Below are 21,878 nucleotides of genomic sequence, written 5' to 3'. Positions count from 1 at the left end.
CTTCTAAGCCGCATCGCTCCGCCATATTTTCTCTGGCATTGCGCTGTGCTAAGAAGCGTTTGCATTAATATCGATCGCTGATTTAATTATCAAAGGAAAACTCTCATGCCTTTAAGCCGTGCTGCTTTTGACCAATATATGGTGCCGAACTATGCGCCTGCTGCTTTCGTTCCGGTGCGCGGCGAGGCAAGTCGTGTTTGGGATCAGGAAGGAAAAGAATATATCGATTTTGCTGGCGGAATTGCGGTGAATTCTTTGGGCCATTGCCATCCGGCTTTGGTTGGCGCTTTAACTGCGCAAGCGAATAAATTGTGGCATGTGTCGAATGTGTTCACCAATGAGCCAGCATTAGAATTGGCGCAAAAACTGGTGGCTGCGACTTTTGCCGATAAAGTGTTTTTTTGCAATTCAGGCGCAGAAGCGAATGAAGCTGCGCTTAAATTAGCGCGCCGGGCCGCAATTGAGCGCTTTGGTGAGCAAAAGCATAAAGTGCTTTCGACGCTGAATAGTTTTCATGGTCGGACATTTTTTACAGTAACCGTTGGTGGACAGCCGAAGTATTCAGATGGTTTCGGTCCGAAGCCGACTGGCATTGAGTATTTTGAATACAATAATCTCGAAGCACTTAAAGCTCTGATTGATGACGACACGGCGTGCGTGATTATCGAGCCGATTCAAGGTGAAGGCGGCGTATTACCAGCTGACGCGGCCTTTTTGCAAGGTGTACGTGAGCTTTGCACCCAACACAATGCCTTCTTGATTTTTGATGAAGTGCAAACCGGCATGGGTCGTTCAGGTAGTTTGTTTGCATACCAAGAATACGGCGTCGTGCCAGATATTTTGACTAGCGCGAAGAGTCTAGGTGGTGGTTTCCCGATTGGCGCGATGCTGACGACTGCCGATATTGCCAAGCACTTGGTGGCGGGTACGCACGGTACGACCTACGGTGGTAACCCATTGGCGTGTGCAGTGGCGGGCGCGGTATTGGATGTGATCAATACACCAGAAACCTTGGCGGGTGTGAGAGCTAAGCACGCGCAGTTCCTTGAGGGTATTGCTGCGATTAACGCCAAATATCATGTGTTTAGCCAAGTACGTGGCTTGGGCTTGTTAATTGGTGCGGTTTTGACTGAGCAATATAAGGATCGCGCTAAAGATATTTTGGGCTTGGCCGCGCAAAATGGTTTGATGGTCTTAATGGCTGGGCCGAATGTGGTGCGCTTTGCGCCATCGTTGGTGATTACAGATGACGAGATTAATACCGGTTTGGCACGCTTTGAGGCGGCAATCGCACAGTTTGTTGCTTAAATTTAGTTTGTATTCCTGTTTTTCAAACCCGCCTAGATGGCGGGTTTTTTTGTATTTCACAAACTGATTTTATCTGAATGAAAAATAAGCTAAGCGATGTATTGAGCTGTGGCCTATGAATAATAAAGCCTGCATTTAAATACCTAGATTATTAAGTGCCGCTATGCAGTTGCTTTGGTTATAGTTTCATGATTAAAAAAATAGTAATGAGTTGTAAGAAAAATGCGTTAGGGAAAAACACAGTATTCCACACCACAGCAAACGGGTAATTTTCACCTTATCCAAACTGTTACGGTAATATTTGGCACTAACTGATATGCCACGCAACGTAGCATGAACTTTATAAAACAGCGGGTCTATTTGACCTCGTTGTACAAATAGCCTTTTAAGGACGGAGTCTCCAGTGGATATTTTTCTGCAACAAATTATTAATGGCCTGGTGATTGGTAGCATTTATGCGCTCATCGCGCTGGGTTACACGATGGTGTACGGCATTATGCAGTTGATCAACTTTGCCCACGGCGAAGTGGTGATGATCGGTGCGATGGTGACGATTACTTGTATCAATCTATTGCTTGGGCAAAACATGCAATTGTCGGGGCCGATGATCTTGCTGGTCGGTTTGATGATGGCAATTCCTGTGTCTATGCTCTTGGGTTACACGATTGAAAAAGTGGCTTACCGACCATTGCGCCGCGCGCCGCGTTTAGCGCCGTTGATTACGGCAATCGGGGTGTCGATTGTGTTGCAACAGCTGGCGATGCTGATTTGGGGTCGTAACTATCGCCCATTTCCGGCGATTCTGCCGTCTGAAGTCCACAATATTGGTGGCGCATCGATTACTGATGTGCAAATTGCGATTATCGTTTTGACCTTATTGTTAATGGCGGGCATGTATTTCCTGATTGAAAAAACCAAAATGGGCCGCGCGATGCGTGCTACGGCACAAAATCCGGATGTAGCGAAATTGATGGGTGTGAATGTGAATCACATTATTTCGATGACGTTTGTGATTGGCTCGGCACTCGGTGCTGTGGCTGGCGTGATGGTGGCCGCCAATTACGATCAAGCGCATGCCTATATGGGCTTTATGATCGGCTTGAAAGCCTTCACTGCCGCAGTACTGGGCGGGATTGGTAATTTGGGTGGCGCTGTCTTGGGCGGCTTGCTCTTGGGCGTGATTGAAAGTTTGGGGGCTGGTTATTTGGGTGATTTAACGGGCGGCGTGCTCGGTAGTCATTACAAAGATATTTTGGCTTTCGTGGTACTTATTTTGGTACTGGTGTTCCGTCCATCAGGCTTGATGGGTGAACGCGTTGCAGAACGCGCTTAAGCGTAGGGGACATCATGAATATTGCATTCAATAGCGCCGAATTTCGCGCGAATAATTTAAAAACCACGCTGGTGCTGGCGGGTATGGCGCTGGTGTTAGCGATCTTGCCTTGGGCTTTGGGCTACTTTTTTGAAAGCGGGAATTCATGGCTGCGCGCCATCGATTTTGCCTTGCTCTACATTATGTTGGCCTTGGGGCTCAACATTGTGGTGGGCTATGCCGGCTTGCTTGATTTAGGCTATATCGCGTTTTATGCGGTGGGGGCTTATACCTTCGCTTTGCTAAACTCGCCGCATTTGCAGGCTTTTATTCCTGAATGGTTATTTAGACCTAATTTTTTGGTGATGATGCTAATCGCAGCGTTTGTTGCAGGCTTGTTTGGCCTACTGCTGGGCTCGCCAACTTTGAAATTGCGCGGCGATTATTTGGCGATTGTAACTTTGGGTTTTGGTGAAATCGTTCGTATTTTCATGAACAATTTAGACCGTCCAGTTAACATCACCAATGGCCCACAGGGGATTAATAATATTCCTGCGGTGCAGATTGCTGGCTTTGATTTGGGGCGTCCGATTGAGTTTTTCGGCATCGTTTTCGAAAAAATTCATTTGTACTACTACCTAATTTTGGCAATGTGCTTTTTGATTATTTTTGTGTCGAAACGCCTACAAAATTCGCGGATTGGCCGTGCTTGGGTGGCGATTCGTGAAGATGAAATCGCTGCCAATGCAATGGGGATTAACACCCGCAATGTGAAACTATTGGCGTTTGCAATGGGCGCGAGTTTTGGTGGTGTGGCCGGCGCTTTATTTGCCAGCTTCCAAGGTTTTGTGTCACCAGAATCGTTTACTTTGATGGAATCGATTATGGTTTTGGCCATGGTGGTGCTGGGCGGCATGGGTAATATTCCGGGCGTGATTTTGGGTGCGGTTTTGGTGTCAATCACGCCAGAAATTTTGCGCGATGTGATTAATCCGGTGCAAATGGCGATTGCGGGACGCAAAGTGGTTGATCCAGAAAACCTACGGATGCTGATTTTTGGTTTGGCGATGATTATTGTGATGCTAGTTCGTCCTGCTGGGATCTGGCCTTCAAAGCAGCGCCGTGCGGAGCTAAAACCAAAAACTAAGACGATTTCGCTACAAGAAAAAGATAGTCTGCAAGACGCGGAGCGTAATCATGACTGAGATGTTACGGACTGAGGTTTTATTATCTATTGAAGGCATTAATAAGCGTTTTGGCGGTTTGCATGCTTTGTCGGGTGTTGGTTTGTCGATTAATAAAGGCGAAATTTACGGCTTGATCGGCCCGAATGGCGCGGGCAAAACGACATTATTTAATGTGTTGACGGGCTTGTATCAGCCGGATGAAGGCCGGTTTACTTTTAATGGCAAAGATTTATTCCGCAAAAAACCGAATATCGTCGTCGAAGCGGGTATTGCGCGAACCTTCCAAAATATTCGTCTTTTTGCCAATATGACAGCGCTCGAAAACGTAATGGTCGGCCAGCATGTGCGTACCAGTACTGGCGTGATTGGTGCTGTGTTTCGCCCTCCGAAAGCACGCGCAGAAGAAGCGGCTATTCAACTTAAAGCCGAGACATTGCTGGAGTATGTTGGGATTGCGGATCGTGCCTATGAATTGGCGCGCAATCTATCGTATGGTGATCAACGTCGTTTAGAAATCGCGCGCGCTTTGGCGACGAACCCGCAACTGTTGGCTCTTGATGAGCCTGCTGCAGGGATGAATCCAAAAGAAACCGAAGATTTGAAACGCTTGATGGAAAAAATTCGCAACGATGGCGTAACCATTTTATTGATTGAGCATGATGTGAAATTGATGATGGGTTTGTGCGATCGAATTGCAGTGCTCGATTACGGCAAAAAAATTGCTGAAGGGATTCCTGAGCTAGTGAAAAATGATCCAAAAGTGATTGAAGCGTATTTGGGAGTGGCACCAGAATGACGAGCGCATCATCAAATAAAGCATTGTTGCAAGTCAATGATCTAAAAGTCGCCTACGGCGGGATTCATGCGGTCAAAGGCATTAGTCTTGAAGTCAAAGAAGGCGAGTTGGTGGCGCTGATCGGCGCGAATGGCGCAGGTAAAACCACGACGCTGAAAACTTTAATGGGCATGGTTAAGCCAGCGGGCGGCGAAATCTTATTTAAAGGGCAATCGACTGCAAAGCTCGAGCCGCACGATTATGTGCGTCACGGTTTGGTCATGGTGCCAGAAGGGCGCGGGATTTTTGGCCGTTTGACGGTTGAAGAAAACCTATTGATGGGCGCGTATTGGCGCAATGATAAAGCCGAAATCGCGAACGATCTGGCGCGCGTGTATCAATTGTTTCCACGCGTGAAAGAGCGTTTCAAACAGTTGGCAGGAACTTTATCCGGTGGCGAGCAGCAAATGGTGGCGATGGGTCGCGCGTTGATGAGTCGTCCGAAATTGCTGTTGCTCGATGAGCCATCAATGGGTTTGGCACCGATTATTGTGCAGAAGATTTTTGAAATCATCCGCATGGTGGCTGCTGAAGGCGTGACGATGTTGCTGGTTGAACAAAATGCCAAGTTGGCTTTGCAAACCGCCAATCGTGGCTATGTGATGGAATCAGGCAAAGTCACTTTTAGCGATGATGCTAAGGCTTTGTTAGCGAACGAGAAAGTACAGCAAGCGTATCTGGGCGAGTAAGCTCTTAGGCTTAAAGTTCGCATGTTTAATAAAGCCCCAAGCTTGCTTGGGGCTTTATGTATTGCGCTGTAGACTTTATTTATCAATGGTTGCATCTGCATACCCATTGGCATCACAAATTAGCGGCAGATCACCGCCCATCGCTGCGGTGTTGGTCGTGATGGTGTATTCGCTAACGAGGCGAAATAAAGGCCATTGGCCATTGCTGAGCGGTGTGATGATGGGGGTTAGCAAGCTGATTGCATAAGGACGTTTTTCGCGTTGCTGGCAAAGAATGCCATCGATCTGCTCTAGATTAAAGTTCGGCCTGATTTCAATTTCGTGGTGTTTTAATGCTTCACGCCATGGATTCGGCAGATAGCGGATGACAGGAATATTGCCAGTGAGCAGCGCGACACTGATTAATTCAAATAGGCTGGCGGGTTCGTCGGCAAGGCAGGCTATTCGCCCTAAGCCGCGATAATTGAGTGTGTTGCTTTCACCCGTGATGCTGGGTAGTGTGATGCTGCAGCCTATCGGCGTGCGCTGGGCGACGTCGTCCAACTGTGCTTTTAGTGACGCAGCCGTTGCGTTATCCCATTGGGCAAGTAGTTGTGTTAGATCGTTTAAGCATTGGCTAGTTTGTACTTCATGGGCTTGGCAAGGGTCGCCATCTTGAGTGGCAGCCCAAATCGACCATGGTCCGCCCGTTTTCGGTCCGCTCCCAGCGTTACCTGTTCCACCAAATGGCTGGCTGGCGACAATTGCGCCAATTTGCGTGCGATTAATGTAGTAATTTCCTATTCGTGTACCCGCAATTAAGCGATCAACGGTAGCGGTAAGGCGAGACTGAATACCTAGCGTGAGCCCTGTGTCGAGTTGATTAATCGCTTGGATGGTTTGATCTAATTGAGCCATTTTGAAGCGCTTCACAAAGAGCACTGGGCCAAAAATCTCTGCGGGGAGTGGATCTTTTTCGCCCAATTCGATCAGCGTGGGTGAAATAAAAAAGCCGTAGCTCAAATCATCGCTTAGCGGTGTTTGATAAATTGCACAGTGATGGTATTGGCGAATGGCTTGATTGATCTTGTTGGCAGCAATCTGGCTAATCACAGGGCCAATATCGGTGCGCAATTGCGCCGGATTCCCAACTTTTAATTCGGCCATTGCCCGCTTGATTCGTTGTACGGTTTCGTCTGCGATCTCTTCTTGTACCCATAAAATCCGCAGTGCGGAGCAGCGCTGACCGGTGCTATCAAAGGCCGAAGTGAGTACGTCTTTGCAGACTTGATCTATTTGTGCCGAGCTATCCACTAGCATGCAGTTCACGCTACCGGTTTCACTGATGAATGCTTTATTGCCGCCGGCGAGTTGAATGTCGTGGCTGATTTTTTGTGCGGTTTGCAATGCGCCAGTAAATAGAACACCGTTGCAACGGCGATCGAGTAATAATGCGGCGCCAGCGGCTGCCCCGCCCGGAATGAATTGCAAAATATGTCGAGAGAATCCCGCTTTGTAAAAACAGCGCGTGGCTAGCATCGCGACCAAAGGCGTTTCTGGTGCTGGTTTGGCGACGACGGCATTGCCTGCAATTAAGCCGCAGGCAATTTGACCCACATAGATTGCGAGCGGGAAATTCCATGGGCTAATCGCAACGACCACGCCGAGTGCTTTGGGATTGCTGTGCTGCCATTGCTGACGGGCTTCTTGGGCATAATAGCGGCAGAAATCAATCGCTTCACGCACTTCATTTTGTGCGTTGTCCAAGGTCTTACCTGCCTCGTGGATCAAAATTGTCATTAATTCAATGCGGTGTTCAAGCAAATATTCGGCTGTTTTTTCCAGTAATGCGGCTCGTTCGATGACACTGGTGGTGGCCCAGAGCGCTTGAGCATCGATTGCGGTGCTGAGGGCTTTTTCAATGTCTGTTAAGCCTCCTTCATTGATCAAACCAATACAATGGCGTTGATCGGCTGGATTGAAGCTTTTTTTATGTTCATATAACTCGGGTAAACCATGGCCTATCATTGGTAGCGCGAGCAGGCTGTGATTTTTATATTCATTACTGATGTCTTGAAAGTGCGTCAGATCGGGTTGATGAGTCCAGTCAAAATGGCTAGGCGTCTCGTAGCTGGGTGTTAATTTATTGGGCTTAGGATAGGCGGGGCTATTTTGTGTTGTTGGCCAAGTTAAATGAGTTTGTTTTTCTGGGCTGAGTAATTGATGCACAAACGAGGTATTTGCCCCGTTTTCTAAAAATCGCCGGATCAAATAAGGTAGTAAAGCAGCTTGCTCGCCAATCGGCGCGTAAATTCGACAGGGGCGATTTACACCCAATTCATCGATTAGGCTATAGAGCGCTTCTCCCATGCCAAATAGCCCTTGAAATTCGCAATCTCTCTCGCCCGCCATTTGATGCACCAAGCTGAGCGTAAATGGATTGTGCGTTGCAAATTGAGGGTAAATGCGATGTTCTGCGTGTAGTAGGGTTTGGGCACAGGCCAGATAACTTAGATCAGTATGTGATTTATGAGTGAAAACAGGATAGTCGACTAGCGCAGCATGCTGAGCCCATTTGATTTCGCTATCCCAGTACGCGCCTTTGACTAGGCGCACCACCAAAGGGCGGTGCAAGCTCAATTGACAGAGCCATTGGATCACACTTAAAGCGCGTTTTTGATAGGCTTGCACTGCAATCCCTAGACCGGCCCATTCACCGAGTTTATTGTCAAAGGCAAGGCGGCCAAATAGTCTGAGCGTAATTTCAAGCCGTTCACACTCTTCTGCATCAATGGTTAGGCCTATATCATATTGCTTGGCTAATAAAGCCAGTTCAAGTAGTCGTGGGTAAAGTTCGCTATTGAGGCGCTGTTGTTGTGCGTGTTCAAAGCGTGGGTGCAGTGCGGAAAGTTTGATGGAAACGCCAGCGCCAAAGCGCACGCCAGCCCCTTGGTTGAGCTGGCCGATATGGTGAATCGCCTGTGTGTACTTGGCAAAATAGCCATCGCTGTCAAATGTCGAGAGCGCCGCTTCGCCTAATATATCGTAAGAATATAAAAATTGTGTCTGGGTTTGTTTGACTGCCTGTTCGATATTTTCCGCAATAATGAAATGCTGTCCCAGCCAGCCTATCGCCTGTTTGATGATTTCTCTGGCTATGGGCTTGCCCGATGAGTTGCTGATGCTGTCAGCAAGGCTCAACCCCCATGCAGCAAGATTAACTTGCCAAGAAGGGCTGTGCCCACGGTGGGCTAACCAATTTGCAGCATGCAGCTGTTCACGTAGCAATTGATTGGCGTTGCCTTGATCGGGAATGCGTAACAGCGCTTCGGCTAAGTTGAGTAGTGCTTTTCCTTCGCTACTACTTAGAGGAAATTCAGCGAGAATGGCATCTAGCCCTGATTGATTTATCCGCTCTAGTCGCAGTCGTTCGGTAATGATGCGTGCGAGTGCATCGGCACGGAGTTGATCGTCGCTGCTGATTTGAAGGGTTTGGGATAGCTCTCTGGCAAGTTCGGTTTCATTGCGGTAACGCTGGCTAAAAATACGCTCCAGCGATGGTGGAGATGCAGAATGGGCTGAATAATCGCGGTGCATGCACGTGCTCAATAGAAGGTGTCAATCAGCGGATTTGCGATCTGCAAGAGCAGATCGCAATGGTGATTAGATTTTGAACGTCTGGATTGTAGTATCTAGCTGACTGGCGAGACGGTTGAGCCGCTCGGATAATTCGCAAGCGCTTTGCGCTGCGCTGCTATTTTCCTCGCCAGCTTGGGCGATGCGCTCTACATTGCGTGCAATTTCTTGACTGGCGCTACTTTGTTCCAAAATGGCACTGCTAATGCTGGCAATGTGCTCGACATTACGTTGAGAAAGATTTTCAATCTGATGGAGTGCTTCGGCGACTTCATGAGTGCTGCGCACGCCAGTATCTACGAGGCTACTGGCTTCAAACATGCCTTTAGCGGCAACGCTAGTGTCGTGCTGCACGGCTTGAATTTTACTGGTGATTTCGATGGTCGCCTGTGTGGTTCGTTCAGCGAGTTTTCGAACTTCATCGGCAACAACAGCAAACCCGCGCCCTAAATCACCCGCACGAGCCGCTTCAATTGCCGCATTGAGTGCGAGCAAATTGGTTTGATCAGCAATATCTTTAATCACCATGACAATGCTACCGATTTCATCCGAGCGGTGGTTGAGTTGGCCGATAAGTTCATTGGATTTGTTGATTGAATCAGCAATTTTTTGGATTTGTACTGTCGTGCGCTTGGCGATGGCGGTGCCATCGACTGCGGTGCTGGCCGCAAGGCGAGTTTCTTCTTCGAGTTGATGTGAGTTATCAGAAATTAAATGCACGCTGACCGACATTTCTTCAATCGCGGCGGCGGTGGCGGATGAGGCTTCCGATTGCATGCTCGAAGCACTGCTTACTTGATTGGCGGCATGGGTGAGTTCATGTGCCGATTGCACTAGATCGTTGGAGCAGCGATTGGCTGTGCCGATGACATCGCACATATTGCCGAGTAGCTGATTCATGGCAAGAGAGGTTTTGCCGATTTCATCGTTGTTTTCAATCGGCAAGCGCATGCCAATGCGACCTGTGCGATCAATCTCACCGATGGTGTTTTGCATATTGGCTAAGGGGTGACGGATGCTTTGATAAATCAGTGTGGCGCACGCAATGCCAGCGAGTACGGCGACGATCATTAGTGTGATGGTGGTGCTGGTTTTTTGTGATTTGATGGTATCGATTTGCTCGTCAATACCGCTGACATCTTTGAGTGCTGCTTCGGAAAGTTCACTTAGCGTGTCGGACATGGCCCGAATTGGTTCTTTGAACTTGGAGAATTCTTTATTTAGATCTTGTGAAGTTGTGAATTTATTCGCTTTGATATCGGCTAAGATACTGGCTTCGCCTTTGCTGTAGGCTGAGATATTGCCCACGAGACTGTCTAGTTTGCTGACTTGTTCAGGGGTGGCGAGTTTTTTTGCCTCAGCTAACTCCGCTTGAGTTAGGTCGAGTGCTTTTTGCCATTTTTCGTTGTATTCAGCGACTTTTTCGGGCTCGCTAAAGTTAAGAAGCATGTCTTTTTCAAAGCGGCGTAAATCACCGACTTGCTTGCGGGCTTCAATGAGATGGACGCCATATTGCAGATTGATATGTAGTAATTGGCTCGCCACGGCGTGCTGCTGGTGAAGGCCGACTAAACCGATAATGCCGACAAATACGAGCAGTATGATTAATAGCGCAAAGCCAAGAATGATTTTTGCCCCTACACTCATATTTTTTAGCATGATTGTAGTTCTCAAGGTATGTAAAACTTTAACGTAGTCTAGTGAATATCAAGATGCAAGGTTCGGTTTGAGGCGCAAGCTGCGCCGCGCATTGTGAAACAACCGTTAGATTGATTCGGCACGCTTTAACGAGGATAGAAATGGCTTGCCTTTCGCTTGTGCTTTAGCCGAAATTGGAAAAATATTTTTTATATCAGTGAGTTAAAAATGAAAATAGGCACTCCATTAAGTCGTACCGCGACCAAAGTTATGTTGCTGGGTGCTGGCGAGTTGGGCAAGGAAGTGATCATTGCCTTGCAGCGTTTGGGCGTTGAAGTGGTCGCTGTGGATCGCTATCCGAATGCGCCAGGAATGCAGGTGGCGCATCGCAGTTATGTGCTGAATATGACTGATGCTAAAGCATTGCGCGCTCTGGTTGAGCTGGAAAAACCGCATTTAATTGTGCCGGAAATTGAAGCGATTGCGACTGATGCCTTGCTGGCGATTGAAGCGGACGGTTTGGCTGAGGTCATTCCGACGGCGCGTGCCACGCATTTGACGATGAATCGCGAAGGGATTCGTCGTTTGGCCGCCGAAGAATTAGCTTTGCCGACATCTAGCTATCGTTTTGCCGATACTTTGGCTGAACTGCAAGCTGCGGTGGCGGAGATCGGTTTTCCTTGCTTGGTCAAACCGGTGATGTCGTCGAGCGGCAAGGGACAATCTTTGCTTAAAGGTGAGTCGGATGTTCAATCGGCATGGGATTACGCCGCCAGCGGTGGCCGAGTTAAACAAGGGCGGATTATTGTGGAGGGCTTTGTCGATTTTGATTATGAAATTACCTTGCTCACCGTGCGTGCCATCGGTGCGAGTGGGGCGATTGAAACGCAGTTTTGCGAACCAATTGGCCATGTGCAAGTGAAGGGCGATTATGTCGAAAGCTGGCAACCGCAAAAAATGAGTGCATTGGCGCTACAGCGCGCGCAAGAAATCGCGGAAAAAGTAACGACAGCACTCGGCGGGCGTGGCTTATTTGGCGTTGAGCTGTTTGTGAAAGGCGATGCGGTGTGGTTCAGCGAAGTGAGTCCACGCCCGCACGATACTGGTTTGGTGACGCTTAAAAGCCAAGATTATTCTGAGTTTGAATTACACGCTCGCGCGATTTTAGGTTTGCCGGTGGATGTGGGTATGCGTATGCAGGCAGCAAGTGCAGTGATCTACGGGGCAATAGATGCGGTAGGTATTGCTTTTGAAGGCGTGGCTGCCGCGCTGGCGGTGCCGACCGCGGATTTACGTTTGTTTGGTAAACCAGAAGCTTTTGTTCGGCGTCGAATGGGGGTGGCGGTGGCTGCTGGCCTGGATACCGATGAAGCGCGCACGCGCGCGAAATTGGTGGCCAGTTTAGTTAAAGTTGTTGAGGTGAAATGATGAGCGATGTAATTGAGATGACGCCGTACGAGGCTTTAGGTGGCTCGGTGATATTGAGAACACTAGTGGATCGGTTTTACGACATCATGGCGAGTGATCCGCGTGCGGCAGGCATTCAGGCCATGCATCCGCAGAATACGACGTTGATTCGTGAGAAACTATTCGAGTTTTTGTCTGGCTGGCTCGGTGGGCCGCAATTATTTATCGAGAAATACGGTCATCCTCGCTTACGTGGCCGACATATGCCATTTGCAATTGGCGAGTCTGAGCGCGATCAATGGATGTTGTGCATGTTGCAGGCAATGGCTGAAATTGAAATGACAGACGAATTGCGCAGCCACTTGGAAGAAGCCTTTATGAAAACCGCGGACTTTATGCGGAATCATTGAAATTCATTTCTTTATTACTTAGGGCATTTGCTTGTAGGCGCTATTCATTAAGCGCTACAAGTAAATACCCTTTGTTTTAGGTGGTTTTCAGATTACATGTTGATAGTTTTAAGTGCCTACGGCACAGTGTTTTATAGTCGCAATCCGCGACGGGGACTTACTTTCTTGAACGGCCAAGAAAGTAAGCAAAGAAGCCGCCCCGAGGCGCACATCGGTCCCCGATGCCCTCGCGTGGCGTGAGCCAAACGATAAAACTGTTTGTCTCTCTTCGTGCTCGGTGTGCTTGGACGGGGTTTTTAAGCCTTAGCTCAACGAGCGTGGCATAGCATCAAAACCAAATCTGAACATCGCCTATTTTTAAGCTCCGCCAGCAAAGCCATTTTGGCGCCACGCTTCATAAATCGTAATCGCAACGGTATTGGATAAATTCAGGCTGCGATTATCGGGCTGCATGGGTAGACGAATTCGGCGATCCGCAGCGAAAGTCGCCAGCAAATCGGCAGGTAGGCCGCGTGTTTCTGGGCCAAATACAAACACATCACCGGCTTCATATTGCAGCAAATCAAAACGTTGCGAGCCTTTGGTCGTCGCTGCGAAAAAGCGTTTTCCGGCGAGATGGGCGACGCAATCATCCCAATTCTCGTGCACAATCATATTGGCGTATTCATGGTAGTCCAAGCCCGCGCGCTTCATTTTGGTGTCGTCGAGTGGAAAACCGAGCGGCTTAACTAAATGCAGCATGCAGCCGGTGTTGGCAGCAAGGCGGATCACGTTGCCTGTATTCGGTGGAATTTCAGGTTGAAACAAAACAATATTGAACATAAGTAAGCTGATCGACGGTGAGTAAAAAAATTGCGCTGTGCGCCAAGCGAACTAGGATGGAGTTCCCGTGTCGCCAGCAGGAGCAGCAAGATGGACATCGTACCGCAAGAAATACTGATTGCCGTAGCAAAAACTGCAAAATTAGATGGATTATCACCTGAAGAAACGATGGCTTTGGTATTTCGGGCGCTGGATCATGAGATGCGCGGCCCGAATGGTCGCTTATTTAATCCAGCACGCACCGATGGAATTGGCAGGGCAATTTATGCTGCTTTATTTAATTATCCGGTCGCCTTAGTGAGAGATGCAAAGGCGACGAATCAGTACCGTTGGCTGGCGACGATTCCGCCGCATGGTTATAGCGCTCCGTTTGAGCAAATGTTTATTGATGCTTTGTTGCGGGTGGACGCACAGCGTGCGGCGGCGCTGACGCTGTGGGCTGCTTGATACTCTGATTAATCACAAGACTTGTTGCCACTTCGCTGTTGCAGTGCGGTGGGTGATGTTAGAATTTGGCACAAACATTTATTAAGACGATGCCGAATGACACATACTGCAACCCTCCTCATTAGTTGCCCAGATCGAAAAGGTCTTTCTGCGGCAATTGCCAATTTTTTGTATACCTATAACGCCAATATTGTTCACTCCGATCAGCATCAAGATAATGCTGACAATCTATTTTTAATGCGCATTGAATGGGATTTAACTGATTTTACTTTGGATATGGCCGCATTTTCGGCCGCTTTTCAGCCGATTGCAGATCGTTTTCAAATGACTTGGAAGGTGGCGCTATCCAATCGCCCGCAAAAAGTGGCTATTTTTGTTTCTAAATATGATCATTGCTTAGTGGATTTATTGCATCGGCATAAAAGTGGCGAATTAAAATGCGACATCCCACTGATTATTTCAAACCATGAAGATTGCCGCGCGTTGGCTGAGTTTTATGGCATTGAATATCACGTGATTGCGGTAGGAAAAGACAATAAAGTTGAAGCCGAAGCCGCACAAAAAGCGCTATTAATTGAAAAAGAAATTGATTTGATTGTGCTGGCGCGTTATATGCAAGTGTTGAGTCATGAATTCACGGCGCAATTCCCACAACGCATTATTAATATTCACCATAGTTTCTTGCCTGCTTTTGACGGCGCAAAACCGTATCACCGCGCTTTTGCGCGTGGCGTGAAGTTGATTGGTGCGACCAGCCACTATGTGACTGAAGTACTCGATGATGGCCCGATTATTGAGCAAGACGTGAACCGGATTTCGCATCGTGATGATGTGGATGCTTTGATTCAGCAAGGCCGAGATTTGGAACGCATCGTATTATCGCGCGCTGTACGCTGGCATTTGCAGCACCGCGTTTTGGTGTATTCAAATAAAACGGTTATTTTTGATTGATTTGAATTTACGCTGTTACAAGAAAAAAGCCCTGAAATTCTTCGGGGCTTTTTCGTGGGTATCGCCAGCTAAGCTAGGCTGGTATTTCAGTCTTGGGCAATACCACATGAACAATTAAGCCGTGTGGTACTGCGTCGAGTAGCTCAACCGTACCCGCGTGGCGCTCGACGATTTCTTTCACAATCGCCATGCCCAGTCCACAACCGTTGCCGGTTTGTTCGCGGCGATAGAAGCGCTCGAAAACGCGTTCTTTGTCGCTATCCGGAATGCCTAGGCCATTGTCTTCAACGTCGACAATATAATTATGCTCATCCTCAGTGAGGCGAACCGTAATGCTGCCATCGCGTGGAATGTATTTAATCGCGTTTTCGACGAGATTGATAAACATTTCCCGTAGCAGCGCGGAATTGCCTTGCATTAGCGCGGAAGGAACAAAGCAATCGCAGCCCAAATCAATTCGTGCAGCGAGAGCGCGTGGCACGAGTTCAGCAGTCAAATCACGAATAATTTTCGCCAAATCCATATGCACTTTTGGAATGCCATTTTGGCTGCCCGGCTCAGAGCGTGCGAGCGTCAATAATTGATTGACCAGATGAATACTGCGCGTGGCGCTGGTGTGTACCATATTCAAACGTTCGCGCAGCCCTTCGGGCGAGTTTTCTCGCATAGCCAGCTCGGTTTGCGATTTTAGCCCCGCCAGTGGCGTGCGTAATTGATGCGCGGCATCGGCAATAAAGCGCCGTTGACGATTGATGCTTTCCTCGGTGCCAGAGAGCAAATGATTCAATGCTGACGACAAGCCTTGCAGTTCTTGCGGTGCGTCTTGCAGTGCCAATGGCGACAGATCTTGCGCTTTGCGATGTTCCATTAAAGATTGTAATTGCGCCAGCGGGCGCAGGCCGCGACCAATTCCCCACCAAACCAGCAGGCAAGTTGTGATAATGAGTAGCGCGAGCGGTAGCGCGGTGGATAGGAAAATTTGCCAAGCATATTGATTGCGCAGTGCTAAATCAAAGGCAACTTGGATGATTTTGGGTTCGGCATTCACTGCTGAAAGTTTGACTGCGACGACACGAAACTGGGAATTATTAATTTGTGTGTCGTAAAAAAATGGGATGTTAGTTGCTGCGATTTTTTCTAGGTATTGTGCTGTGGGCCGCTTCAAATCGGCCTTGCCTTGCAATACCTCCCCATCTTTGCTGGTAACAGAGTAGAAACGATAGCTTGTTTCTTGCACTATCATCGGCGCTAAGATCGCGAAGTTAGTGTCTTTTGTCTTGGCGAGTTGGGAGAGCGACTCAACGGCTTCGGCTAGGCGGGTATCGATAATACGATTGGCGTAGTAGAGAGTGATAGAGAAGAAAAGAACTGCCCCAGCTAGGCAATAAACCAGTTGGGGCAGGAGTAACCACAGCAGCAATTGCTGCCGTAGCGAAGTCTTAGTTATTGGCATCAGCAGGGATAACTTGTTGCTTCTCAAGTAAATAACCTAGACCGCGGATCGTGCGAATTACGACGCCAGCTGGATCGAGTTTTTTGCGCAGGCGGTGAACGTAAACTTCAATCGCATTCAAGCCCACTTCAGCGTTTTCATTGCCCAATTCGCTAACGATTTGCTCTTTGGTCACAACGCGGTCGATATTCGACATCAAGATTTCAAGCACAGTGAGCTCACGCGCTGACAAATCAAGCGGCGTGTCATTGCACCATGCGCGTTGACCAGCACGGTCTAGACGCAAATTGCCCAATTGTTGTACTGATTGCGGCAAGATTTGGCTACGACGCAATAGGGCGCGCAAACGAGCTTCAAGTTCAGAGAATTCAAATGGTTTGGCCAAGTAATCATCCGCACCGGCATCCAAACCCGCAACGCGTTCTTCCAAACCGTCCAGTGCCGTCAAAATCAAGATGGGCAATGATGGTTTGTGTTGGCGCACATTACGTAGTACGGTCAGACCGTCCATGTTTGGCAAACCAATATCAAGTACGACTGCATCGTAGTCATTGTGTAGCAAAATTTGCAGCGCGAGTGCGCCATCGTTTACACAGTCGCATTGGAAGTCGGCTTGAGACAAGCTCGTTTTTAGCGCATCAGCGAGGATCAGGTCATCTTCAGCTAAGAACAGTTTAGTGGTCATTGGGTAGTTCCCCTTTTGTAAGATTAAGCTTACCGCAGAGTGTAGCGTTAATTTTGCAATTTCCCAAGTTCATTTTGTGGCTTCTAATGCTTTGGCTTGATTAAGTGTTTGATTTAATTCTGTATTGTTTCTTTTGTCAGCTTTGCCGTTTGTCAGCCAGCCTGTCAGCTCGGCCTCAATCAGCCCTGTGAGCGCCGAAATCCACTGTGGATGGTCGTTTAGGCAGGGTATGAAGTTATATTTTTTTCCGCCTGCTTGGGTGAAATCATGCTTGCCTTCGATGGCGATTTCTTCCAATGTTTCGAGGCAGTCAGCAACAAAACCAGGGCAAATCACATCAAGTTGAGCAATTTGTTTTTTGCCTAATTGCGCGATGATTTGGCTGGTATACGGCTTGAGCCATTCGGCTTTACCAAAGCGTGATTGAAATGCAATGGTGTATTGCTCTGGCGTGAGCTGTAAAGCTTCGGCCAAAAGTCGGCCTGTTTTTAGTGCGTGGCAATGATAAGGATCGCCTTTATCTAAGGTATAGCGCGGCACGCCATGAAAGCTCATTAGAAGGTGTTCGCCTCGGCCATTGATCTGCCAGTTACTCCGAACTTGCTGTGCGAGCGCGGCAATATAGACAGGGTTATCAAAGTAGGGTGCAACAGTGCGAATTGCCGGCTGAAAACGCGTTTTTTGCAAAACGCGATAAACCTCATCGTTCACGCTGCCTGTGGTGCTGGCCGCATATTGCGGGTACAGCGGTACGATGATGATTTTTTGGCAATTGGCGGCTTTAAGTTGGGCGATTTTCGATGCGATCGACGGATTGCCATAACGCATCGCGTAATCGACAAGCAATTGGGAAGGATAGGCTTCGCCCAGTATGCCTTTGACTAACTTGGCTTGTTTTTCGGTCCACACCTTGAGCGGCGAGCCTTCTTTAGTCCAAATACTGGCGTACTTCTCTGCGCTTTTTTTCGGGCGAACCGTCAAAATAATCCCGTTCAAAATCAGCCACCAAATCGGCCTGGGGATTTCAACCACACGTGGATCAGATAGGAACTGTCGCAAATAAGGGCGCACAGCCTGAGCGGTCGGCGCTTCGGGTGTACCTAGATTGACTAAGAGTACGCCGATTTTAGCTGGGTTTTGATGGGCAAACGGAGGTTCTGCAAGGTAGCGCGCCATGGTTTTGTCAATGATTGAGCCGTGTAAGGCTCAATCATAAATTAAAACGGTTAGAAATGGCTGATGGCTTGTTTTAATGCCAGCAAAGCTTGTTGATCTTGTGCATAGCGCGCCTGAATATAGAGCTGTGTGATGGTTTCAATTTCAGCCGCTTGTTCCGGTAACGCTGCTTGGCAGCGAGCCGCAAATTGGAGCACGGTTTCATGGGGTGCTCTGCTAAGTTGGCGCTTGGCGAGTTTTCTGCAGTAGCGCTGATACAGCAAGCTAGCTAAATCAAGTGGCGGCGGGCGATTGCTCAGCAGCAGCCATAGCGTAAAGCTACCTAGACTCAGTAGCAAACCAGCGCCCAGCCACAATAGAAACTTCCAAGAGAGAAAGTCATCAATCCCAAGTTTTTTCAAGAAATCGAGCTGGCGCTTGTCGTCATAACCAATCACCCATTGGTTCCAATTATTCACAAACACATCTAAATTTAAGCGCAGTGTTTTAAGCCAAAAATTATCGCTGCGTAGCATCATTGGCAGCGCAGCACCTTGAAAACTATTCCCTAGGCCACTTTCGATGCGAGAGGGTGAAATCACAAATGTTGGGTCTACGCGTTGCCAGCCTTGCCCTGCTAACCAAACCTCAACCCAAGCATGGGCATCAGCTTGGCGAACAATATAGTAATTGCCACCCGGATTAAGCATCCCGCCTTGATAGCCGGTGACAATTCTGGCAGGAACATCGGCAGCGCGCATAAGGAAAGCAAACGAGCTAGAAAAGTGTTCGCAATAACCTTGCTTGCTCTGAAATAAAAACTCATCAATTCGATCGCGTTGGCGTAAAAGCGGCGGATTCAGCGTATAGGTAAATCCATTGTTACGTAGCCAGTCCAGCGCTGCTTCGACCCGCTCGGCAGGGGGGAGATGTTGCCAACTATTGGCTAACGCTCGGGATTTGGGATTGATTTTACTGGGTAATTTGAGCGCCTGAGTTACACCTTCATCGCCAACGGTTTGCCATTTGAGCGTGGCACTGGCTTGGTAGCGCAGTCGCTGAGTGACCGGCGTGCTGCGAAGCAACTGTAACTGACGGCTAAGTGCTGCGTCGTTAGGTGCTTTAGTTGGTAAATCAAGTGCTAGTAGCCAATTTTGCTGGTGCGGTTCTAGCGTAATTTGATAATCAACATTTGGTCCAAGCGCGATGATTTGCGGTGTTGTGCCATAGGCATTTCGAGTTGGCAGCCAGCGCTCGCCATCAAATTGATCAAATACAGGGCCACGCCAATACAGCTGATCTTGGCTGGGGGTGTTTTGTGTAAATTCGGCACGAAATGCAATGCTATCGTCTTTAATGAGCTGGCTTAAGCTGCCTGGGCTCATCTGTTCGCCGGACAAACCACTTAATCCGACGGTTTCACTGGGTGTCGACCAGAGTGGTGTGGGTAAACGAGGAAATAGTAAAAATAAAAGCAGCGCAATGGGTATTGCTTCCAGTAGTAATCTAAATGAGGTCTGGGTGGATATACGTATTGATAGAAGTGGATTTTCTAGTTTGAGTGCAAGGCTTAAAATGGCTAGAAATGTAATGAGGGCGACGGCTGCTTGCCACGGTGCCTGGCCTTGTAAAAATCCCGCCCCCGTGGTGAAGAGCGATAATAAAAACATCGAATGTGCATCACGCAATGTTCGTGTTTCATACAGCTTAATAATGCTGAGTGCGACTAAAATGGCTACGCCGCCCTCGCGCCCTATCAGGCTTTGATGTGCTTGGAATACGACCCCCAAGCTCAGAATTGCGAGCGTCACACTAAGCCATGCAGGAATTTTGCTACGCAGCAAAGGCGTAAGGCTGCAAAAAATAATGACACATAAAGAGAGTGCAATCGCTAACCAAGGGGGTTGCATCAGTAAATGCGGGAAGCACACCAAGCCCATTAGCAGGCCAAGCAGCTGTTGCTCACGCGGATGCAGCATGCGGCTCATGATATTGCTCCGCGATGAGCACCAAAATAGGCTAAAGCACTCAGACATTGAGTTTGATGTTCGGCACCCAGTGCGGGTGGGAATTCAATTTCAGCCAGATTTAAGCCATAAGGACGTTGCTGATCTTGTGCGGCCAAAATCCAAGCGCAAAGTCGACTGAGGCGTTGCTCAGTGGTGAGCGGATCCATTTCAGCCCAATTTAGCCATAGGGATTCTCCAAGAGGAGATTGATATTGTCGTACCAGCAGGTTTTCGCCGTGAGCACTTTGCTTCCACGCAATATCATGCCGAGCATCGCCGCGCTGAAAATTGCGTAGGCCGCTGTAATCGTCGTTGCCAATTGGGCGAAATTCCTTACCATCTTTGCCATATAAATGCTCAGGCAAGGGGGGCGGATTGTTTTCCGGTGCAGGATAAACCAGAATTTCTTGCTGCAAATTAAGATAAGTCCAGCAGCGAAATAAGGCTAAGGGTTGTGTCGATTCAACTCGAATTCGTGGCAGGCTGAGCGGCCCACGCTGGGTACTGCGTATCGCCAGCGAAACGACTCGATGATCCAGTCCTTTGATTTGCGTGGCGATGACGGGGTCGCTGTGAGCGCTTGAAATTTGAATGCCCGCACGCTGCTGCGGTTTGTGATTGTGTAAAGTAATTGGGAAATGGGCATCTTCGCCAGCAAAAACAGCGTCGCCTGCGCCAGTGCTAAGCTCTAGTCCCAGCAAATTGGCGTAGCTACGTAGCATCACTGCGTTAGCGATCCCGACCAGTAAAAAGGCGAAAAAGAAACCAAGGCTGAGTTGATAATTGAGCGAACCCACCAACAGTGTGAGCACGGTGATGATGTAGGCCAAGCCATACCACGTTGGCAAGATATACAGTTTTTGATGGCGGATGCGCTGCCGACCACTGGCTAGTGGATGACGCCGATCAATAAATCTCAGCCAATGTTGATAGAACCAGTGTTTCATCAGGGGATGGCAACGTGCTTAAGGATTTGCAATGCGGCTTCTGGGTCGGAGCGACCGCTTTGGCGTAAGATTAAGCGATGCCCTGCTAAGGCAGGAAAAATCTGCTGTACATCGTCTGGAATGACCATTTTTCGATTATCTAGCCAAGCAAATGCCTTGCAAGCTTGCACTAAACCTAGCGCAGCACGCGGCGAGAGCCCGCAGGCAAAACGTTGATTTTCGCGTGTTTCGGCTAATAAAGCTTGAATGTAATCGAGTAGCGCTGGCGCGACTTGAATCGATTGAATTTCAAGCTGCGCTGCAATCAGTTGCTCAACTTCTAGCATTGGCTTAATTTGCGCCAGCAAATCGCGCCGATCAACACCTTGTAATAAGGCGCGCTCAGCTGCCGCATCTGGATAGCCCAATTGCACGCGCAATAAGAAACGATCCAGCTGCGATTCGGGTAGCGGAAAAGTACCAATTTGTTGTTGTGGATTTTGCGTGGCAATGACAAAAAACGGATGTGGCAGTGCGGTGGTTTGCCCGTCAATGGTGACTTGTTGCTCGGCCATCGCTTCAAGCAGAGCCGATTGGGTTTTGGCCGTGGCGCGGTTAATTTCATCAGCGAGTAGTACTTGCGTGAAAATCGGCCCGGGATGAAAGCGAAAGCGCTCCTCAGAGCGCTCGTACACAGAGACACCGAGTAAATCCGCAGGGAGTAAATCACTGGTGAATTGAATGCGGGCAAATTGCAACCCCAAGACATTGGCGAGCGCGTGCGCCAACGTTGTTTTGCCGACACCGGGTACGTCTTCAATGAGTAAATGGCCGCGCGCCAATACGCAGGTCAGCGCTAGGCGTAGTGCGTGTGCTTTGCCCAAAATAATTTGGTTGAGCTGCTGTTCTGCTGCGTGTACCTGTTGCAACAGGCTGTGTTGGCCTAAATGATTCATTCTTTCCCTCTTTTGCCGTGCGGCGTAAACTAAGAGCAGGCGTTTAAAATATGCTCTTCATCAATAAAACACA

At 48.6% G+C, this 21,878-nt stretch carries 18 protein-coding genes; 9 read left to right on the top strand and 9 right to left on the bottom strand.

The window, feature by feature from the left end; genetic code table 11:
- Positions 1-105 precede the first annotated feature (105 nt).
- The 5 genes from Q320_RS0102105 to Q320_RS0102085 all read left to right on the top strand — a co-directional run bounded on the left by Q320_RS0102105 (position 106) and on the right by Q320_RS0102085 (position 5,331).
- A complete protein-coding gene (locus tag Q320_RS0102105; protein ID WP_027467636.1) occupies positions 106-1,308 on the top strand; it encodes an aspartate aminotransferase family protein in 1,203 nt (400 codons plus the stop codon).
- A 403-nt stretch (positions 1,309-1,711) separates the two neighbouring features.
- A complete protein-coding gene (locus tag Q320_RS0102100) occupies positions 1,712-2,641 on the top strand; it encodes a branched-chain amino acid ABC transporter permease (RefSeq protein WP_027467635.1) in 930 nt (309 codons plus the stop codon).
- Between the two features lie 14 nt (positions 2,642-2,655).
- Complete coding sequence (locus Q320_RS0102095) at positions 2,656-3,825, top strand: ABC transporter permease subunit (RefSeq protein ID WP_051534389.1); 1,170 nt, start codon at positions 2,656-2,658, stop codon at positions 3,823-3,825.
- Positions 3,818-4,603, top strand: a complete 786-nt coding sequence (locus Q320_RS0102090) for an ABC transporter ATP-binding protein (RefSeq protein WP_245590950.1) — start codon at positions 3,818-3,820, stop codon at positions 4,601-4,603. The genes Q320_RS0102095 and Q320_RS0102090 overlap by 8 nt, the downstream gene beginning before the upstream one ends.
- Entirely contained in the window at positions 4,600-5,331 is a 732-nt protein-coding gene (locus Q320_RS0102085) for an ABC transporter ATP-binding protein (RefSeq protein WP_027467632.1), read from the top strand. The genes Q320_RS0102090 and Q320_RS0102085 overlap by 4 nt, the downstream gene beginning before the upstream one ends.
- Positions 5,332-5,406: 75 nt before the next feature.
- On the opposite strand, the gene putA is transcribed toward Q320_RS0102085, so the two are convergent.
- Together putA and Q320_RS0102075 are read right to left on the bottom strand one after the other, a co-directional pair.
- The gene (gene putA / locus Q320_RS0102080; protein ID WP_051534388.1) at positions 5,407-8,907 is read right to left on the bottom strand and encodes a bifunctional proline dehydrogenase/L-glutamate gamma-semialdehyde dehydrogenase PutA; all 3,501 of its coding nucleotides are present in this window, start codon (positions 8,905-8,907) and stop codon (positions 5,407-5,409) included.
- Between the two features lie 66 nt (positions 8,908-8,973).
- Positions 8,974-10,605: a methyl-accepting chemotaxis protein gene (locus tag Q320_RS0102075; RefSeq protein ID WP_027467630.1), complete on the bottom strand. Its 1,632-nt coding sequence runs from the start codon at positions 10,603-10,605 to the stop codon at positions 8,974-8,976.
- 207 nt (positions 10,606-10,812) lie between these two features.
- Between Q320_RS0102075 and purT the strand changes: the two genes are divergently transcribed.
- Together purT and Q320_RS0102065 are read left to right on the top strand one after the other, a co-directional pair.
- Positions 10,813-12,012, top strand: coding sequence for a formate-dependent phosphoribosylglycinamide formyltransferase (gene purT / locus Q320_RS0102070; protein WP_027467629.1), 1,200 nt, complete (start codon positions 10,813-10,815; stop codon positions 12,010-12,012).
- Positions 12,009-12,401 carry a group II truncated hemoglobin gene (locus tag Q320_RS0102065; protein ID WP_035851698.1) on the top strand — a complete coding sequence of 131 codons (393 nt, stop codon included), beginning with the start codon at positions 12,009-12,011 and terminating at the stop codon, positions 12,399-12,401. Before purT ends, Q320_RS0102065 begins: the two co-directional genes overlap by 4 nt.
- Before the next feature lie 357 nt (positions 12,402-12,758).
- Here the strand turns inward: Q320_RS0102065 and trmL are convergent, their stop codons facing one another.
- Positions 12,759-13,223, bottom strand: coding sequence for a tRNA (uridine(34)/cytosine(34)/5-carboxymethylaminomethyluridine(34)-2'-O)-methyltransferase TrmL (trmL, locus tag Q320_RS0102060; protein ID WP_027467627.1), 465 nt, complete (start codon positions 13,221-13,223; stop codon positions 12,759-12,761).
- A 90-nt stretch (positions 13,224-13,313) separates the two neighbouring features.
- Here trmL and Q320_RS0102055 point away from each other — a divergent pair, with 90 nt between their 5' ends.
- Both Q320_RS0102055 and purU read left to right on the top strand, forming a co-directional pair.
- Positions 13,314-13,670 (top strand): hypothetical protein, encoded by a 357-nt coding sequence (locus Q320_RS0102055; RefSeq protein ID WP_027467626.1) that lies wholly within the window; start codon positions 13,314-13,316, stop codon positions 13,668-13,670.
- Between the two features lie 96 nt (positions 13,671-13,766).
- The gene (gene purU, locus Q320_RS0102050) at positions 13,767-14,621 is read left to right on the top strand and encodes a formyltetrahydrofolate deformylase (RefSeq protein WP_027467625.1); all 855 of its coding nucleotides are present in this window, start codon (positions 13,767-13,769) and stop codon (positions 14,619-14,621) included.
- Between the two features lie 73 nt (positions 14,622-14,694).
- Here the strand turns inward: purU and Q320_RS0102045 are convergent, their stop codons facing one another.
- The 6 genes from Q320_RS0102045 to Q320_RS0102020 form a co-directional block, all read right to left on the bottom strand.
- Positions 14,695-16,074, bottom strand: coding sequence for a sensor histidine kinase (locus tag Q320_RS0102045; RefSeq protein ID WP_035851695.1), 1,380 nt, complete (start codon positions 16,072-16,074; stop codon positions 14,695-14,697).
- Positions 16,061-16,759 (bottom strand): response regulator transcription factor, encoded by a 699-nt coding sequence (locus tag Q320_RS0102040; protein ID WP_027467623.1) that lies wholly within the window; start codon positions 16,757-16,759, stop codon positions 16,061-16,063. The genes Q320_RS0102045 and Q320_RS0102040 overlap by 14 nt, the downstream gene beginning before the upstream one ends.
- 69 nt (positions 16,760-16,828) lie before the next feature.
- The gene (gene hemH / locus Q320_RS0102035; RefSeq protein ID WP_027467622.1) at positions 16,829-17,935 is read right to left on the bottom strand and encodes a ferrochelatase; all 1,107 of its coding nucleotides are present in this window, start codon (positions 17,933-17,935) and stop codon (positions 16,829-16,831) included.
- Positions 17,936-17,985: 50 nt separating this feature from the next.
- Positions 17,986-19,902, bottom strand: a complete 1,917-nt coding sequence (locus tag Q320_RS0102030; protein WP_051534387.1) for a transglutaminase TgpA family protein — start codon at positions 19,900-19,902, stop codon at positions 17,986-17,988.
- Positions 19,899-20,870 carry a DUF58 domain-containing protein gene (locus Q320_RS0102025; protein WP_027467620.1) on the bottom strand — a complete coding sequence of 324 codons (972 nt, stop codon included), beginning with the start codon at positions 20,868-20,870 and terminating at the stop codon, positions 19,899-19,901. The genes Q320_RS0102030 and Q320_RS0102025 overlap by 4 nt, the downstream gene beginning before the upstream one ends.
- Positions 20,870-21,805 (bottom strand): AAA family ATPase, encoded by a 936-nt coding sequence (locus tag Q320_RS0102020; RefSeq protein WP_035851686.1) that lies wholly within the window; start codon positions 21,803-21,805, stop codon positions 20,870-20,872. The genes Q320_RS0102025 and Q320_RS0102020 overlap by 1 nt, the downstream gene beginning before the upstream one ends.
- Positions 21,806-21,878: the final 73 nt, after the last annotated feature.

The organism is Deefgea rivuli DSM 18356 (assembly GCF_000620145.1).
GTDB lineage: Bacteria > Pseudomonadota > Gammaproteobacteria > Burkholderiales > Chitinibacteraceae > Deefgea > Deefgea rivuli.
This window is presented reverse-complemented; position numbering and strand designations above follow the sequence as displayed.